The following is a 17,161-nucleotide window of genomic DNA, read 5'->3' as shown; positions in this document are numbered from 1 at the left end:
CTATCCTTTCCCGGCCAGAAGCAGCGCCAGTGAAATGCCCAGATAGTTCCCGATGGCAAAGCCCAGAATGCCGGTCGCCATGCCGGACATCAAGATCGCAGGGTTGCGCAAGCTGCGCGCGACCATGGGCACAAAAGCAGGCGACATAACGGCAGCGACCGAGGTGATAAGGAACGTATCCCTGTCGACCCCGGCGGCACGTGCAAGCAGCGCGTGCAGACCGAAGCTGCCGAAGGTGGCGATCAGCACAAAGCCAAGGACGGACAGATCCATGTCGCGCAACTCCGCCAGATCCATCGAAGCCGCGACGCTGAATGAAAATACGTAGAGCAGGTACATGCCCATATGAGATGCGGCCCGGTTTTTGCGCAAAGACGGCGTGACCGAGCCGAGCAGACCTAGCGACGTAAGAAGAACCACGGTCATGACCTGTGATGGCGCAAAGCTGAACATAGGGGTCAGTAGCACCGCTGCGGCCACGCAAAATGCACTAACCACAAAAGCGACCAGTCCCTGACGGAGCATATTCGGCGCACTGACCTCGTCCGTGTCGGGCACTTGTGTGTCGCGATCACCCGGGAACGGCTTGAGAAAGCGGGCGAAAACCAACGGGGCGAGCGTCAGCACAAACAGCAGGTAACCTGCGCCGACAACTGTATCGACGGTTGCAAACAGCAGATATCGGTTCTCGGGGATATCCAGTGCCAGTTTGATCGCGCCCATATTCGCAAGGCCGCCCGTGTACATCCCTACAGCCATGCCGGACAGCTGCTCACTTTGCGCTGTACCGCCTGTTTGAAACGCAAAGAAAAGGCCCGTCGCAACTAGTGTGACCGAGACGACGGCCAGCGCCATCGACAAGAGCGCAGAACCTGCGATCCGCCCCCATGCCCCAAGGTCGACTCCAAACAGCAGCAACGGCAGGGCAAGTCCCAAACTGGCCTCCATGACCCCGTCACGGACCTGACCAGCCACGTCAGGCTGCAGACCAGACAGCCCCAGCGCCAATCCGGCCATATAGCACAGCACAATCGGCCCCAGCCGCCCGGCCAAAGTCGAATGCCGCGTAAGCAGCATCATCGCGGCGGGCGCCAAAAGGTAGATCAGTGCAAAGACTGCGATCTCTGGTTGCATAGGTTCCCTCTCCCTGAAGGTGAGACTAGGCAGCACCGCGCGGTTCGCACAAGGTGGTCTGACGTAAGGTTCACGTTCGTTTCGGGTAGGGAATTCCGGGTGTCAGGGTCATTTTACGAAACGATTAAATCTGCGCCGATGGGCGCAAAGGCGGTTCACCCCAAAGCGGTCAGGCGATAGAAGGTTCGCCAAGAGCAGTTACCGGAGACCAAAATGGCCACGCCCAAACCCGTAGTTCTGTGTATTCTTGATGGTTGGGGATTGTCCGAAGACACTCAGGCCAACGCGCCATATTTGGCCAATACACCTACATTCGATGCGATCATGCAGGGCCTGCATGCCACGCTGATTACGCATGGCCCGGATGTGGGCTTACCCAGCGGTCAGATGGGTAATTCCGAGGTTGGGCACACCAATATCGGCGCGGGCCGTGTGGTGGCGATGGACCTGGGCCAGATTGATCTGGCGATCGAGGATGGCTCATTTTTTAACAACGCAGCGCTGCAAGCTTTCATTGCTAAGGTGAAAGCGACGGGCGGGACGGCGCATCTGATGGGGCTAGCCTCGGATGGCGGTGTCCATGGGCATGTGAACCATATCGTTGCAGCGGCCAAAGCGATCACGGATGCCGGCGTTCCGGTGGCTCTGCATGCAGTGACCGACGGGCGCGATGTCGCTCCGAAATCGGCTTTCACCTACATCTCCGAGCTTGAGGAACGTCTGCCCGAAGGCGCGCGTATCGTCACCGTCTGCGGGCGTTACTTCGCCATGGACCGCGACAATCGGTGGGAGCGTGTCAGCCAAGCCTACAACGCCATGATCAAAGGTCAGGGCCGAGCCGGTAACTCGGCGCATGGAGCGGTTGACTACGCTTACAACCAATCCGAAACGGATGAGTTCATCGTGCCGACCGTGCTGGAAGGCTATGATGGCATCAAAGATGGTGACGGGTTTTTCTGTCTGAACTTCCGCGCCGATCGGGCGCGGGAAATTCTGCGCGCGATTGCCGAACCGGGCTTTGACGATTTCGAAACCGGCACACGTCCAGCGCTGTCTGCTTTACTTGGCATGGTTGAATACTCCGACGGCCACAATGCCTATATGACGACGGTGTTCCCAAAACGAGCCATCGTGAACACTCTGGGCGAGTGGGTGGCCAAACAGGGTTTGCGTCAGTTCCGTCTGGCCGAAACCGAGAAATACCCCCATGTCACCTTCTTCCTGAACGGCGGCAAGGAGACCCCCGAAGCTGGCGAAGATCGCTTCATGCCCAAATCGCCCAAAGTGGCCACCTATGATCTACAGCCCGAGATGTCCTCGGCCGAGGTGACGGACAAGTTCGTTGAGGCAATCGAGGCTGGCTATGATCTGATCGTCACCAACTATGCCAACCCCGATATGGTCGGCCATACCGGAGACCTGAGCGCTGCGATCAAAGCCTGCGAGGCCGTGGATCAAGGTCTGGCTCGCGTGGTTGCTGCGTTGGAAAAAGTCGGGGGGGCGATGATCGTCACCGCCGATCACGGGAACTGCGAAGTGATGGTGGACCCGGAGACATGTGGCCCGCATACCGCGCATACATTGAACCCGGTGCCGGTGGCTTTGGTCGGCGGGCCTGTAGGGGCGACGCTCCGTGCCGGGCGTCTGTCGGACCTTGCGCCCACTTTGCTGGCACTGATGAACCTACCCAAACCGCCTGAGATGACTGGGGAAAGCTTGTTGTCATGAAGATTCTGGCCGCAGCCTTGGCGGTGGTTTTGTGTGGCCCGGCGGAGGCGCAGAATACGCCGTCTCAGGCGGCGCTGGCGGCGGCCGAGATGTTGGAACAGGCGTCAATCTCACTGTCCGAAGCAGAAAGCGCCCGCGACCGGGTGCGCGCTCTGACCGAGACGATCCAAGCCTACGAAGCAGGGTTGTCTGCCATGCGGGACGGATTGCGCATGGCCGCCACGCGCGAGGCGCAGCTGTCTGCCGAGTTGCGCGCACGGGAACAGGATGTGGCGCAATTGCTGGGCGTGTTGCAGACCATTGAAACAACCACCCCGCCGGTGCTGATGTTGCACCCTTCGGGCCCCTTGGGGGCTGCGCGGGCCGGGATGATGCTGTCCGAGGTGACACCGGGCCTGAATGCCAAGGCGCAGGCTTTGGCACAGGATTTGCAAGAGGTTCAAACCCTGCGCCTGTTGCAGCAGGATGCGGCGGAAACCCTGACAGAAGGTCTGACCGGGGTGCAGTCCGCCCGCACCCGCCTGAGCGAAGCCATCGCGGATCGCACCGGGTTGCCGCAGCGCTTTGTTGAAGACCCGATCAAAACGGCGATCCTGATCTCTTCGACCGAAACACTGGATGGGTTTGCTACAGGCCTGTCGGAAATCTCGGAAGGGGAGATCGCGGAAAGCGACGACAATATTCAAAGCCGCAAGGGCGACGTGCCACTGCCGGTTCAGGGCGTCCTATTGCATCGGGCCGGGGAAACAGACGCAGCAGGCGTAACGCGGCCGGGTCTCGTGCTTGGTGCGCGCCCTCGCGCCTTGGTAACGACGCCCACGGCGGCTACAATTCGCTACCGAGGGCCGCTTCTGGACCTGGGAAATCTGATCATTCTTGAGCCTCAGCCCGGCCTTCTGTTTGTCTTTTCGGGCTTGCAGGAAGTCTACGGAGACATAGGTCAAGTGATACCAGAGGGCACTCCGGTCGGTTTGATGCCCGGTGAAACGCCGGAAATCGGTGCTATTTTGTCAACTCGTGGTGATGGCACTGGAACTGACCGGTCAGAAACGCTCTATATAGAGGTCAGAGAAGATAACAGCCCCGTGGACCCCGAGTCGTGGTTTCGGACCAGCAAGGATGGATAAACGAGTATGAAGAAATTTGTGATGGCCGGACTGGCCGGAACGGTTGCAGGCATCATTGCAACAACTCAGATCGCAGGACCCCTGCTGGCGCAGGAGGCCGAGAGCAAGGCCGATGTTTACCAGCAACTCGACCTGTTCGGTGACATTTTCGAACGCATCCGCGCGCAATACGTCGAAGAGGTTGAGCCGGAAGAGCTGATCGAAGCCGCGATTGACGGTATGCTGACTTCACTTGATCCGCATTCAAGCTACCTGTCGCCCGATGATGCCGAACAGATGCGCGTCCAGACCCGGGGTGAGTTTGGCGGGCTTGGTATCGAGGTCACGCAAGAGGAAGGCTTTGTCAAAGTCGTCTCTCCGATCGACGACACGCCTGCTGATGAGGCCGGGATTGAGGCCGGAGATTTCATCACCCATGTGGATGGCGAAAGCATTCTGGGCCTGACGCTGGATAAGGCGGTTGAACTGATGCGCGGCCCTGTCGGCTCGGAAATCGTGATCACCGTTGTGCGTGAGGGTGAGCCTGATCCGTTCGATGTCACCATCATTCGTGACACGATCAAACTGACCGCCGTACGCGCGCGGACCGAGGGTACCAGCGTTGTCATGCGGGTGACCACGTTCAACGATCAGACCTTCCCGAACCTGCAGGCCGGAATGGAAGAGCAGATCGAGGAAGCAGGCGGGATCGACAAGGTCAACGGCTTTGTGCTTGACCTGCGCAACAATCCCGGTGGTCTGCTGACTCAGGCGATCAAGGTCTCGGATGCGTTCCTGAACGAAGGTGAAATTGTCTCGACCCGTGGGCGTGACCCGCAGGACGGCGAGCGTTTCAACGCTACCCCCGGTGATTTGGCCGAAGGCAAGCCGATTGTGGTGTTGATCAATGGCGGTTCTGCCTCGGCCTCTGAAATCGTTGCCGGTGCCCTGCAAGACCACCGACGCGCGATTGTTGTTGGCACCAAGAGCTTTGGTAAAGGCTCGGTGCAGACGGTGATGCCGCTGCGCGGTGACGGTGCGATGCGTCTGACCACCTCGCGGTACTACACGCCGTCTGGCCGCTCGATCCAGGCGTTGGGTGTCAGCCCGGACATTATCGTGGAACAACCGCGCCCGGCTCCGGAAACTGAAGAAGAGGATGATCGTCCGGCACGCTCGGAAGCGGATCTGCGCGGCAGTCTGAACAATGACAGCCTCAGCGAGGATGAAATCCGCCAGATCGAAGAAGACCGCGCCAAAGCTGAAGCCACCGCTGAGCTGCGGGAAGAGGATTACCAGTTGGCTTATGCCATCGACATCCTCAAAGGTCTGTCTGCGTTCAATCCTGACGGTCCGTCTCAGTAAAATCCAAAGGGTCGCGCCAGGCGCGGCCCTTTCAACTTTCGATCTTGTGCAGCTTGGCTTCGTCCAGCATCAGCGCCAGAAGAATGCCCAACGAGACCGAAATCGTGGAAATGATGAAGGCCATGCTCATGCCGCTGTCAAAGGCGGTTGTTAGGGCGGATTTGACCGTATCGACCTGATCCGCGCTCAGCTTTGCCATCACCGCATGTGCAGAGTCGGTGCTGAGGGAACCGCCATTGATCGCCCGTTGTTCGGCATCGGTCAGATCAATGCCGGCGGCGGCCAGTTTGTCTCGTAGGGTAGACAGCGACGCCGCATACATGATAGCGGTCGCACAGGCGACCGAAATTGCCCCATAGACCAGATGCGTCATGAAGCTGAGGCCACCAACCAGCCCGGCGCGTTCGGGTTTGACCGCACATACCGCAGCGGTTCCGGACGGCCCGACCGTCAGGGTCGCGCCCAACCCGATCATCGCCATACCCGGCAGGATGTGGAAATAGCCCAAACTGCTGGGCAGGATCACGATACTGGCCGATCCGACAGTCGCCAACACATAGCCCCAAAACAACAGGCGTTTTGGTCCGAAATCATTGTAAAGCGTGCCAGAGACGATCGACCCCACCGCCAGCAGGATGGTCAGAGGGGCCAATCCAAGCGCTGATTGGAAGGTCGACCAACCCAGCACCTTTTGCATGTATTGCGGGAAATACAGCAACGCGACGAAGGCGGCTGAGACGTTGAACATATTCAGGCCAAGCGTGATCAGAAATTCTCTATTCTGCATTAATTGCGGCAATAGGAGCGGCTCTTTCACCCGCTTTTCAACGCGCGGAAACAGCAGGAACAGAACGGCGCTGACAAAGAAGAGCAGCAAAAGCGGGATTGACGACCAGCCCCAATCGGCCCCCACATCCAGCCCGTAGAGGAGAAGAAGCACAGCAAAGGACAGGATTCCCATACCGGCAAAGTCGATGTGTTCGCCCTGTTTGTGCTGGGTCTCCCGCTCCATCAAAATCAGTGCGGTTGCCATCGAGATGCAGGAGAACACGACGTTGGCGAGGAAGAAGTATCGCCATTCGCCTAAACTGACGGCAAGTCCGCTGATCATTGGGCCAAACACATTGCCCGTGGTCACGCCCGCCAAGATCAGACCCATGACAAGCGCGCGGTGTTCCTGTTTGGAGACTTTGGTGGCCCCAAAGGCCAAGGTGCAGGGCCAGACGCACCCAGCGCCGATGCCTTGTAACGCGCGCGCGCCGATCAGGAAGTCGAGGCCGGGCGCGAAGAAACACATCACCGAGGCAAACAGAAAGATCGACAGGCCGACAATCATCACCTTGCGGTGGCCGTACATGTCGCCCAAACGTCCACCGGCGACCATGGTCATGGCGAAGAACAATGCGTAAATATTCAACACCCATTGGGTGCTGGTGATATCGCTGTCAAAGCTGCTTTCGATCGACGGAACCAGCATCAGGGCTCCGGTGAAGTCGATGCCGATGCCAAATGCGGTCACCATCAAGGCAATGACTTTGATGATACTTTTGCGATCCATGGCGGCTTCCGGAGTGTTGCGGCTGCCTCAATGATGCATGTAAATGGCGAAAAAGATAGGAAAACCCGGGTCTCGGCTCAGCGCGGGTCCCGGCAAATTCTGCGAAAAGCCCGCTTCAGCATGTCAAGCTCACCGCGCAATAGCTCGACTTCCGTGCGCAGATCATCGGCGGCAGGTTCGCCCGATATAACCGTGAAATCACCCAGTTTCCGGGCCGTTGAACGCTCGGATATGACAAAGCTATGGACCCCGTCCGACAGAGCTGTGACCGGCACAGGGATGGTCACGGTCCAACCGTCCTCGACATCAGAGAGGGCAACGCCATCGACGTCCTCACCCCGGTACAACACCTGGATATCCGGCTGGGTCTGGGCGCGCAGATGCCCTTGCCAAATTCCGTTCTCAAACCGGGTCCGGGTCAGTAGTGGCTCAGTCATTCCCAAGGACCTCACAAATCAGCGCGATGGTGGCGGCACAAAGTCAGATCACGCAGAGTGACGCTGTTCATGCCGGGGTTTTCAAGGATTAGGTCCAACCAGACCTTCTCGATCCGTTTCTCATTCAAAGGCAGATGGGCCAGATCGAAATCGACGCTAGGCGACGGGCTGGCCAGATCAAGCTTGCGCAGAACCTGTTCGGTATTCGGACCGCTGAGGATGTTGAGCCGGGCGAAAAGGTCGACCTCGTGTTCCGCGTCAATCTGTGTGTCCAGACGGATTAGGTGCTGCAAGCTCAGGCCCTGAGAGGCATCGCTTGGCAGTTGGATCGAAAGCGACAGAAAGCTGCCTTCGAAGCCAAAAACCTCCACGCCCATGTTGAAAGGGGCCAGATCACTGGACAGACGGTTGCGGTTCTGACGCAGGGCGATCTCGGCCTGTGGGCAGTCATGAAACACCTGCACTTGATCGCCCAGGGACGCCTTGCGCGATGGTGAGGCAAGGCCAGGTGTGGCAAGGGGCCATCGCCACAGATCGGGCCGCCAGCACCAATCCGTGCCGATCGGTTTGGGAAACTGGTTCGAGCCGATTTGAGGGTCGCGCAGCCGCATATCCGCAGTGTCAATCACCTGCCTGAGCTGTGTTTGCAGGGCGCGCGCGCTATCGCGCTGGCGTCGCAGTTCGGCCTGAGGGGCGTCGGCCGCCATCTGCGCAGCCCTGCGCCAGCGGTCTAAAACCCTGCGGTGAAAATAGCGTTCGAGAATCCTGCCCATGGTCCATTCGTCCGACGTAGCACCTCTTTAGTCAAAGACCGGGCGGGGGACAAACCCGGAATTTAGATCTGTCGGTTTTCGGTGCGTGAGGCGACCGTCGGTTCTTGCATTACGTCAGGTCTGTGCTTAGGGTCGGGCCTCTTGAAAAAGCGGGTCGCCAGCAACCACGCCACGCATCAGTTTTTCATTCGACAAGGCCCGGCCATGGAACCCACCCTGTTTTCGTTCATTTGGAAACACTCCAAAAAACAACAGCTTGTGCTGTTGGTTCTGACGGTTCTTTCGTTTCCGTTCCTCTATGCCTCGCTTGAGCTGCCCAAGCAGATCATCAACGATGCAATTGGTGCACCCGCGGATACGGTCACGATCTGGGGTGTGACCGTCACGCAGATTCAATACCTTATGATCCTGTGTTTTGCCTTTCTGGCCACGGTGATCGCCAGCGGCCTGATGAAGATGCGTATCAACACGATGAAGGGCGTTTTGGCGGAACGGATGCTGCGTCGCTTGCGATTTACGCTGATCAACCGGTCGATGCGCTTTCCGAAATCGTATTTCGCCACCACCAGTCAGGGTGAACTGGTTTCGATGATCACCTCCGAGGCCGAGCCGATGGGCGGTCTGATGGGCGACGCTATCGCTCAGCCGGTGTTCCAGTTCGGTCAGATGATGACCATCGTCACCTTCCTGTTCATGCAGAGCGTCTGGTTCGGGCTCGCCAGTATCGCCCTCATCCCGCTACAGGCGTGGTTGATCCCGAAACTGCAACGCCAGATTAACCTGCTAAATAAAGAGCGCATTCAGGAGGTCCGTCACCTGAGTTCCGAGATCGGCGAGAGTGCCGCTGGGATCAGCGATCTGCGCACCAATGGTGGCTGGCGCTACCGGTTGGCGCAGTTCAGTTACCGTCTGGGGAACCTGTTCGAGATCCGCTTCAAGATCTACAACAAAAAGTTCTTCATGAAGTTCCTCAACAATCTGATCACTCAGATGACGCCGTTCCTGTTCTACTCGGTCGGCGGGTATTTGGCGATCACTGGAGAGGTGACGGTAGGTGCTCTGGTCGCTGCCTTGGGGGCGTACAAAGATCTGAGTGGCCCGTGGAAGGATCTGCTGACCTACTACAATCAGGTGCAGGACATGTCGCTGCGATGGGAGATCGTGACCGAACGCTTCGCCCCATCCAACATGATCCCCGAACACCTGTTCGAAGGCCGGCCCGAGGTCATTCCGCACCTCACCGGTGATATTGAGCTGCGGAACATCACCGTTCGCGATGATGACGGCAAAACCATTCTGGAAGATATCGATCTGAGAATTCCCAAGGGCGCGCGGGTGGCGATTCAGTCAACCAACGCGGCCGAACGCACCGCCTTGGCGCAGCTTCTGACGCGTGAGGTGGTGCCGGTTCAGGGCGAGGTCCTGCTGGCCGGGCACAATCTGAACGAACTGCATCAGGCGGTGATTGCTGCTCGGATCGGATACGCCTACTCGCGGCCCTACCTGTTCGATGGAACTCTGGGTGACAACCTGCTGATGCCGCTGCGCCCATATCCTCAGCACGAGACTGAGGCCAAGAAGGCTCCGACCCACCGCCAGATCGAGGCCGTTCGGTCCGGCAATCCGATAGATTCGCTCGAGGATGAGTGGGTCGATCCGGGGCTGGCCGGGCTGGACGATATCGACGACATCCGAGCGTGGTGGTTCCAACTGGTCGAGGCGATGGGCATTGACGAGTTCATGTTGCGACGCACCCTGCGCACGCAGTTTGACCCGAAATTGCATCCAGGCTTGGCGCAAGAGCTTGTGAAACTTCGCGAGACAGTGGCCCAGAAATTGCAGGACAAGGGCCTCGATCGCTATGTCTACCGGTTCGACCCGGATCAGTTTAATCCGGCAGTGCCTTTGGGTGGCAACTTGCTGTTTGCAACGCCCGCGCGGGATATCACACCGGAGTCGCTGGCTGGTGATCAGCGGTTCCGCAACATGTTGCGCAGCCATGATCTGGCCGAGGAAGCAATGAACATGGCCAGCACCGTGATCGAGACGTTGGACCAGGCCTTTGGTCGCGATGGCACCGATCACCCGTTGTTCCTGCGGTTGGGCATGTCCAAGGACATGTATCACAGGCTTTTGGATATCAAGGATCGCCTGAAGACCAAAGGGGACGATGCGGTCTCAGAACCGGATTGTGCGATGATGCTGACAGTGCCGTTTCTGTTGACGGCTGAGCAAATTGGCCCTGACTTTCCGGATGAATACAAGGACAAGATCCTTGCGATCCGAAAACAGCAATCTGCCGCCATGCATGAGGCGCTGGATGGGATGTTTGTTCCACTGTCGCCTGACGCCTACTTCCCGCGCCTGACCGTGATCGAGAATGTCCTTTACGGACGCGTTTCTCTCATGGCGGGTGCCCACGCCGAAGAGATTGAGGATCTGGTTGCCCAGGCCGTGAATGAGGCCGGTCTGCGCCGTCGCGCTGCGGCCACCATGTTCGATCTGCCCTCGGGCTTGGGGGGGAACAACCTGCCTACAGTGTTCCAGGAACGCGCATCGTTCTCGCGTGCAGGGATCAAGCGCCCCGATATCCTGATCCTCGATAAGGCGCTGGCCAGCCACGATTCGGAAAGCCGCCTGCGCACCCGTCTGCGCCTGCGGGAATTGCTGCCCGAGTCGATCATGATCTTCATGGAAGATCACTTTGCCCATCCCGAAGCCTATGACCTGTTCGTCGAGGTCAAGGATGGCCGCATCGATGGTGTCTCACGCACGCCTGTTTTGCATCAGGAGGGGGCGACTGCCGACCTCAGCAGAAAGCTCGAAATCATCTCGACGACCGAGCTTTTCTCGGGCATCGACGCGCGGAACCAACGGCTGCTGGCGTTCTCGGCACAATGGTATGACGTCGCCGCGGGGCAGGTGATCTTCTCGCGCGGGCAGACGGCGGACGCAGCCTATCTGTGCATCCGGGGTCAGGCCCGGTTGGACTGGTCGGATGAAGATGGCAACAAACGTCCCATTTCGATTGTTGAGCCGGGTCGCCTGATCGGGGACCTGTCAATCATCACCGGTGACCGCCGGCAACTTGATCTGGTCGCCAGTACAGATTGCGCCTTCCTGCGGATCGGGGCCGAGGAGCTGCGCGCCGTGGTCGAAAGCGATGCCTCGGTCGCAACGCAGTTGCTGCAGACCGTCGCGGGATACCTGACCACGCTCGCCACGCGCGTGAACACGGTTGCCAACCCGGCGGATGTCTTCCCGGACGTGGTGCAGGAAACCGTTTTTGATGAGGCCGGTGACAATGATTGAACCCGCCGCCTATGCCGCGCATGAACATCTGGTGCGCGATGCCCGCGCGCGCCCTGATCTGTGGCGGCTGCTGGTCGGGCTGGTGATTGTTTGCGCGCTCTATTTGGCGGCGAACACTGTTCTTTTTGCGATCATCGGAGCCCTAATCCCTCCCTCTCAGGCCCAAGGGTTTTTGCGCGGAACGTCCCCCCTCGCGACATTTGTCCTGCTTGCCAGTTTTGGGTTTTTGACGATTGGCGTTGCTGTTGCTGCAAAACAGATGCAGCAAAGGTCACTTTGGGCGATTCTCGGAGAGCGTCGTTTGGCGATCAGTCAATTCACACGGGTTTTGGTGGCCTTGGTGGTTCTCGGTCTGGTACTGGCAACCCTACCGCCTTACGGAATGGGGGATCCGCTGACCCAGAACCTGGCGTTCTCGACCTGGATCGTGCTTCTCCCGATTGCGGCTGGGGCCGTGCTGATTCAGACCAGCGCCGAAGAGATCCTGTTTCGCGGCTACCTGCAGCAATCCTTAGCCGCGCGGTTCCACTCACCGCTGATCTGGGTAGGCGTGCCTTCGGCCTTGTTTGCAGCGGGTCACTATGCGCCGGGGATTGCTGGCGACAACGCGCTGCTGGTTGCAGTCTGGTCCTGTGTGTTCGGCGTTCTGGCCGCTGATCTGACGGCTCGTTCTGGCACTTTGGGTCCAGCTATCGCCTTGCATTTCTTCAATAATGTGATCTCTCTCCTGATTATTTCATTGCCCGATACGCTCAGTGGTCTGGCCCTTTTCGTGCTGCCCTACGATATGTCGGACGGTGGCGCGCTGCGGCAGTGGTTGTGGGTGGATTTCGGCTCGATGATGGTTTGCTGGCTGACAGCACGACTAGTCATCAGGCGCTGATTGCATTTCTTTCCGTAGCGTCTTATTTGACGTCAACGCCGCACAATCCAAGGCTCTGATATGAACTGGATCACAAACTACGTCCGCCCCCGGATCAACTCGATCTTCTCGCGCCGAGAAGTGCCAGAAAATCTGTGGCACAAATGCGGTGAATGCGGAACGATGCTGTTCCATCGCGAATTGGCCGAAAACCAGAACGTCTGCACCCAATGTGGTCACCACATGGCAATCACGCCGCGCGACCGGTTCGGCCACCTGTTCGATGGCGGGATTTTCACCGAAGTTGCGGTGCCTGCGCCCAAGGATGATCCGCTGCAATTTCGCGATCAGAAGAAATACCCCGATCGCATGAAGGCGGCCCAGAAGAAAACCGGCGAGAAAGAAGCCATGCTTGTGGCCACTGGCGAGATCGGGCGCACCCCGATTGTTGCAGCGGCGCAGGATTTCTCGTTCATGGGCGGGTCGATGGGAATGTATGTCGGCAACGCGATCATCGCCGCCGCGCAAGAGGCGGTAAAGTTGCAGCGCCCGCTGATCCTGTTCTCTGCCGCGGGCGGCGCCCGAATGCAGGAAGGTATCCTTAGCCTGATGCAGATGCCGCGTACCACCGTGGCCGTCGAGATGCTGAAAGAGGCGAACCTGCCCTATATCGTCGTTCTGACCCACCCAACCACCGGTGGTGTGACTGCGTCTTACGCGATGCTGGGCGACGTGCATATCTCGGAACCCAACGCGTTGATCTGCTTTGCCGGTCCCCGCGTGATCGAGCAGACCATCCGTGAAAAACTGCCCGAAGGGTTCCAGCGCGCCGAATACCTGCTGGATCACGGTATGCTCGACCGCGTGACCAAACGCACCGAGCTGCGTGAGGAACTGATCACTATTACGCGCATGCTAATAAACCAGCCGCCGGCGATCAAAGGCGATCTGCCTGCGCCGGAACCGGAAGCGGCCGCCGTAGACGCGCCTGCTGAAGATACGGATCAGAAATGACCGCCCAAACATCTGACGCCATCCTCGACCGGATGATGGCGCTGCACCCCAAGATCATCGACCTGACCTTGGATCGCGTCTGCCGTTTGCTTGGGGCATTGGACAACCCGCAAAACAAGCTGCCTCCAGTGATCCATATCGCTGGAACCAACGGCAAAGGCTCGACCCAAGCGATGATCCGAGCCGGGCTTGAGGGGGCAGGGCTGTCGGCCCACGCCTATACCTCACCGCATCTCGCCCGGTTCCATGAACGTATTCGTCTGGCCGGAGAGCTGATCTCGGAACCCGACCTGACGTCGGTGCTTGATGAGTGCTACGCAGCCAATGGCGGCGAGAATATCACCTATTTCGAGATCACGACCTGCGCGGCCCTTTTGGCGTTCGCGCGGGCCAAAGCGGACTATACCCTGCTCGAAGTCGGCCTCGGCGGACGACTGGACGCCACCAATGTGATCGAAAAACCCGCCGTGACAGTGATCACTCCGATCTCGATCGACCATGAGCAGTTTCTGGGCAATACTCTGGCGAAAATCGCCGCTGAAAAGGCCGGTATCATCAAACGCGGCGTGCCTTGTATCGTCGGCCCGCAAACTGATGAGGCGATGGACGTGATCGAGCAGACCGCCGCACGCCTCGGCGCGCCTCTCGTTGCATGTGGCCAGCATTGGCACGTAACCAAAGAAAATGGTCGCCTAGTTTATCAGGACGAAACCGGCCTGCGTGACCTGCCTCTGCCCAACCTCTTGGGTGCACACCAGATTCAGAACGCGGGAGCGGCCCTGGCCGTTCTGCGCCACCTCGGCCTTAGTGACGCCGCTTGTGAGGCCGCAGTGACCAAGGCTGAATGGCCCGCGCGGATGCAACGCCTCAAAACCGGCCCGCTTGTGCAAGCCGCAGGGCAGGCCGAGCTTTGGCTGGACGGAGGGCACAACGCCGCAGCAGGGATCGCTCTGGCCGAGGTTCTGTCGAACCTGCCGAAGCGCCCGACCCATATGATCTGCGGGATGCTGAACACCAAAGACGTGACAGGCTACCTCGCGCCGCTAGCCCAACAGGCTCAAAGCCTGACCGCTGTTTCCATACCGGGTGAGGCCGCAACCCTCAGCGCCGAAGAAACAGCAGCAGCAGCCGCCAAGGTCGACCTGCCCGCATCAACCGCCAACAGCGTGGCCGAGGCGCTCGACTCAATCGTCGCCAAAGACCCGCAGGCGCGCATTCTGATCTGCGGGTCTCTCTACCTTGCGGGCAATATCCTACGTGAAAACGGCTAGACCTGCCCCTAAGGCTTTATCTGGCTGAAAATATCTCGGGGGAGTAGCGGCTTGCCGCTGCAGGGGCAACGCACCTACTTCCCCCAATCCTGATCCTGCATTTCTCGTAGGCGAGACGCGGTACGCTCAAATTCAAAAGTACCTTCGCCCTCGACATACAGCATCTCGGGTTCAGCCGCTGCAGAACAGATTAACCGAACCTTGGCCTCATACAGCGCGTCGATCAGCGTTACAAAGCGTTTGGCCTCATTGAAGTTGTTGCGCGACAGGCGGGGAATATCCTCTAGCACCAGAACCTTGACCGTTTCAGCAATGGCCAGATAGTCCCCAGGCCCTAACATCCGTCCACACAGGTCATAGAACGAAGCCCGCGCGACCCCATTGCGAAAAGCTGGTAGTTCAACGGCGCGACCTTTTACCTGCAGAACCAAGGGTTCTGCCGTGCCTCCCGACAAATCCGCCCAAACGGCGCGTATCTTCTCACGCGCCTCCGGGCCGATTGGTGAGAAATAAACCGGCGCGCCCTCAAGACGGTTCTGGCGGTAGTCGGTCGGTGAGACCAGCTCCCACACCTGAAGTTGCTCTTTGATATGGGCTATGAAGGGCAAAAACAGCTGTCGGTTCAAACCGTCCTTGTACAGGTCATCCGGATGCCGATTCGAGGTCGTTACGATGACCACACCCCCCGCATGTAGCAGATCAAACAGGCGTCCGACGATCATTGCATCGGTAATATCGGTGATCTGCATTTCGTCAAACGCCAGCAGCTTGACCGATTTCACGACCTCCTGCGCGACCGGAGCCAGCGCGTCTTCAACACCATCCTTGCGTGCCTTGTGCATACCCGCATGGATTTCCTGCATGAACGCGTGAAAATGCACCCTCCGCGCCGGTATATCTTCCAGCGCATCGACGAACATATCCATCAGCATGGACTTCCCACGCCCAACCCCGCCCCACAAGTACAACCCTTTGGGTGGTGGCGGAGCCTTGCGGAACAAGCCTCGCTTCACCGGTGCGCTCAACTCGGCCCTGATACGTTCAAAATGCGGCAGAACAGCTTCCTGCGCGTCATCCCGCGTCAGAGACCCATTGGAGATACGTTCATCATACAGCGAAATCAAATCCGTCATGGGTTTGAGCCATAGCGCCCGCACTACGCGTTGAAAAGCGGGCATTTTCAGGCACGCATCAATTTTCCTTATGTCGAACCGCAAATCTACTGAATTGACGGGGCGACGAAAAACAGTAGCGTCGCAAAACTTGTTTGTCTGAGGTCCCCATGCCGCACTCCGCACGTTTGCTGAATCCAATTCTGATCGTGGGCTGTATCATCATTACAGTCAGTTTCGCGGTGCGTGCCTCGTTCGGGGTGTTCCAGATCCCGATCGCCTCTGAGTTCGGCTGGCTGCGGACAGATTTTTCGCTTGCGATTGCGATTCAGAACCTGGCTTGGGGGATTGGTCAGCCGATCTTTGCCGCCATCGCCGAAAAAGTCGGAGATCGCAAGGCAATCATTCTGGGCGCGTTGACTTATGCGGCAGGTATGGTCCTTTCCGCGTGGTCAGTCACACCATTCGGCCATCAGATATATGCGTGGCTGGTCGGTTTCGGCATCGCTGGCACCGGGTTCGGAGTCGTCTTGGCCGTGGTCGGGCGGGCTTCATCCGACAAGAACCGGTCAATGTCGCTGGCGATCGTTACGGCGGCGGGCAGCTTTGGTCAGGTGATCGGTGCCCCAACAGCGGAATGGTTGCTCAGCTTTCTGCCATGGCAACAGGTTTTCGTTGTCTTCGCGGTCGCAATCCTTGCGCTTGTGCTGACACTGCCCTTCATGCGGGCCCCGCAACCGGTTAGCAAAGCCGAGCTAGAAGAGAGCATGAGCCAGATCCTCGGTCGCGCGTTCCGAGACCCATCTTATGCACTGATCTTCCTAGGGTTCTTCAGCTGCGGCTACCAACTGGCCTTCATCACCGCGCACTTCCCAGCCTTTGTCACTGAGATGTGCGGTCCGATCCAACCCGGTGGTGTCCTGCATTCCCTCGGGATTACAACGACATCGGCCCTTGGTGCTGTGGCAATTTCGCTGGTCGGCCTGGCAAATATCGGTGGCACTTTGTTGGCTGGCTGGGCCGGGAACCACTTCCCCAAGAAGTACCTGCTGGCTGCAATCTACACCGCGCGCACTCTGGCAGCCGCGGCCTTCATCCTGATGCCAATCACGCCCACGTCTGTGATCGTCTTCTCGATCGTTATGGGATCTCTGTGGCTGGCAACCGTTCCGCTGACATCGGGCCTCGTCGCGCATCTGTATGGCCTACGCTATATGGGCACACTCTATGGGTTCATCTTCCTGAGCCACCAGATCGGAGGGTTCCTCGGCGTTTGGCTGGGTGGTCGGATGTACGACATCTATGGCGACTATACGATGGTGTGGTGGATCGGGGTCGCCGTGGGCGCGTTCAGCGCAATTGTCCACTTGCCCATTCGCGAGAACCGAGGTCCAACCCCTGCGGCTGCATAGCTGGTCGCACCCGCAGCGCGGCACGCGCTGCCTAGCCCAACAGGCGAGGGCGCATCTTTGATGAGTCCTTAACTGGC

General features: G+C 58.7%; 13 protein-coding genes. 8 read left to right on the top strand and 5 right to left on the bottom strand.

Annotation, left to right across the window (positions count from 1 at the left end; all coding sequences use genetic code 11):
* Positions 1-1,134, bottom strand: a complete 1,134-nt coding sequence (locus tag ACR0AI_RS09540; protein WP_480673651.1) for a DUF819 family protein — start codon at positions 1,132-1,134, stop codon at positions 1-3.
* Between the two features lie 213 nt (positions 1,135-1,347).
* On the opposite strand from ACR0AI_RS09540, the gene gpmI reads away from it, so the two are divergent.
* Genes gpmI through ACR0AI_RS09525 form a run of 3 tightly spaced genes read left to right on the top strand, consistent with a single transcriptional unit; the run spans position 1,348 to position 5,333 of the window.
* The gene (gene gpmI / locus ACR0AI_RS09535) at positions 1,348-2,862 is read left to right on the top strand and encodes a 2,3-bisphosphoglycerate-independent phosphoglycerate mutase (protein ID WP_480673653.1); all 1,515 of its coding nucleotides are present in this window, start codon (positions 1,348-1,350) and stop codon (positions 2,860-2,862) included.
* On the top strand, positions 2,859-3,989 hold the full coding sequence (locus ACR0AI_RS09530; RefSeq protein ID WP_480673655.1) for a murein hydrolase activator EnvC family protein: 1,131 nt from the start codon (positions 2,859-2,861) through the stop codon (positions 3,987-3,989). The genes gpmI and ACR0AI_RS09530 overlap by 4 nt, the downstream gene beginning before the upstream one ends.
* A gap of 6 nt (positions 3,990-3,995) precedes the next feature.
* Positions 3,996-5,333, top strand: a complete 1,338-nt coding sequence (locus tag ACR0AI_RS09525; protein ID WP_170377303.1) for a S41 family peptidase — start codon at positions 3,996-3,998, stop codon at positions 5,331-5,333.
* A gap of 31 nt (positions 5,334-5,364) precedes the next feature.
* On the opposite strand, the gene ACR0AI_RS09520 is transcribed toward ACR0AI_RS09525, so the two are convergent.
* From ACR0AI_RS09520 to ACR0AI_RS09510, 3 genes are all read right to left on the bottom strand, one after another.
* Positions 5,365-6,891, bottom strand: a complete 1,527-nt coding sequence (locus tag ACR0AI_RS09520; RefSeq protein WP_480673657.1) for an MFS transporter — start codon at positions 6,889-6,891, stop codon at positions 5,365-5,367.
* A gap of 77 nt (positions 6,892-6,968) precedes the next feature.
* Positions 6,969-7,328 carry a hypothetical protein gene (locus ACR0AI_RS09515; protein ID WP_480673659.1) on the bottom strand — a complete coding sequence of 120 codons (360 nt, stop codon included), beginning with the start codon at positions 7,326-7,328 and terminating at the stop codon, positions 6,969-6,971.
* A gap of 11 nt (positions 7,329-7,339) precedes the next feature.
* Positions 7,340-8,101 carry a DUF6478 family protein gene (locus tag ACR0AI_RS09510; protein WP_480673661.1) on the bottom strand — a complete coding sequence of 254 codons (762 nt, stop codon included), beginning with the start codon at positions 8,099-8,101 and terminating at the stop codon, positions 7,340-7,342.
* 204 nt (positions 8,102-8,305) lie between these two features.
* On the opposite strand from ACR0AI_RS09510, the gene ACR0AI_RS09505 reads away from it, so the two are divergent.
* The 4 genes from ACR0AI_RS09505 to ACR0AI_RS09490 are packed head-to-tail and all read left to right on the top strand — an operon-like array spanning position 8,306 to position 14,560.
* Positions 8,306-11,413, top strand: a complete 3,108-nt coding sequence (locus ACR0AI_RS09505) for an ABC transporter transmembrane domain-containing protein (RefSeq protein ID WP_480673663.1) — start codon at positions 8,306-8,308, stop codon at positions 11,411-11,413.
* Positions 11,406-12,296 carry a CPBP family intramembrane glutamic endopeptidase gene (locus ACR0AI_RS09500; protein ID WP_480673665.1) on the top strand — a complete coding sequence of 297 codons (891 nt, stop codon included), beginning with the start codon at positions 11,406-11,408 and terminating at the stop codon, positions 12,294-12,296. Before ACR0AI_RS09505 ends, ACR0AI_RS09500 begins: the two co-directional genes overlap by 8 nt.
* 60 nt (positions 12,297-12,356) lie before the next feature.
* Positions 12,357-13,289, top strand: a complete 933-nt coding sequence (gene accD / locus ACR0AI_RS09495; protein ID WP_480673667.1) for an acetyl-CoA carboxylase, carboxyltransferase subunit beta — start codon at positions 12,357-12,359, stop codon at positions 13,287-13,289.
* Complete coding sequence (locus ACR0AI_RS09490; protein WP_480673669.1) at positions 13,286-14,560, top strand: bifunctional folylpolyglutamate synthase/dihydrofolate synthase; 1,275 nt, start codon at positions 13,286-13,288, stop codon at positions 14,558-14,560. The genes accD and ACR0AI_RS09490 overlap by 4 nt, the downstream gene beginning before the upstream one ends.
* A gap of 74 nt (positions 14,561-14,634) precedes the next feature.
* On the opposite strand, the gene zapE is transcribed toward ACR0AI_RS09490, so the two are convergent.
* Positions 14,635-15,693, bottom strand: a complete 1,059-nt coding sequence (zapE, locus tag ACR0AI_RS09485) for a cell division protein ZapE (protein WP_480673671.1) — start codon at positions 15,691-15,693, stop codon at positions 14,635-14,637.
* A gap of 149 nt (positions 15,694-15,842) precedes the next feature.
* Here zapE and ACR0AI_RS09480 point away from each other — a divergent pair, with 149 nt between their 5' ends.
* Positions 15,843-17,084, top strand: a complete 1,242-nt coding sequence (locus ACR0AI_RS09480; protein WP_480673673.1) for an MFS transporter — start codon at positions 15,843-15,845, stop codon at positions 17,082-17,084.
* The last annotated feature ends 77 nt before the right edge of the window (positions 17,085-17,161 follow it).

Source organism: Ruegeria sp. BG3 (assembly GCF_056538485.1).
This window is presented reverse-complemented; position numbering and strand designations above follow the sequence as displayed.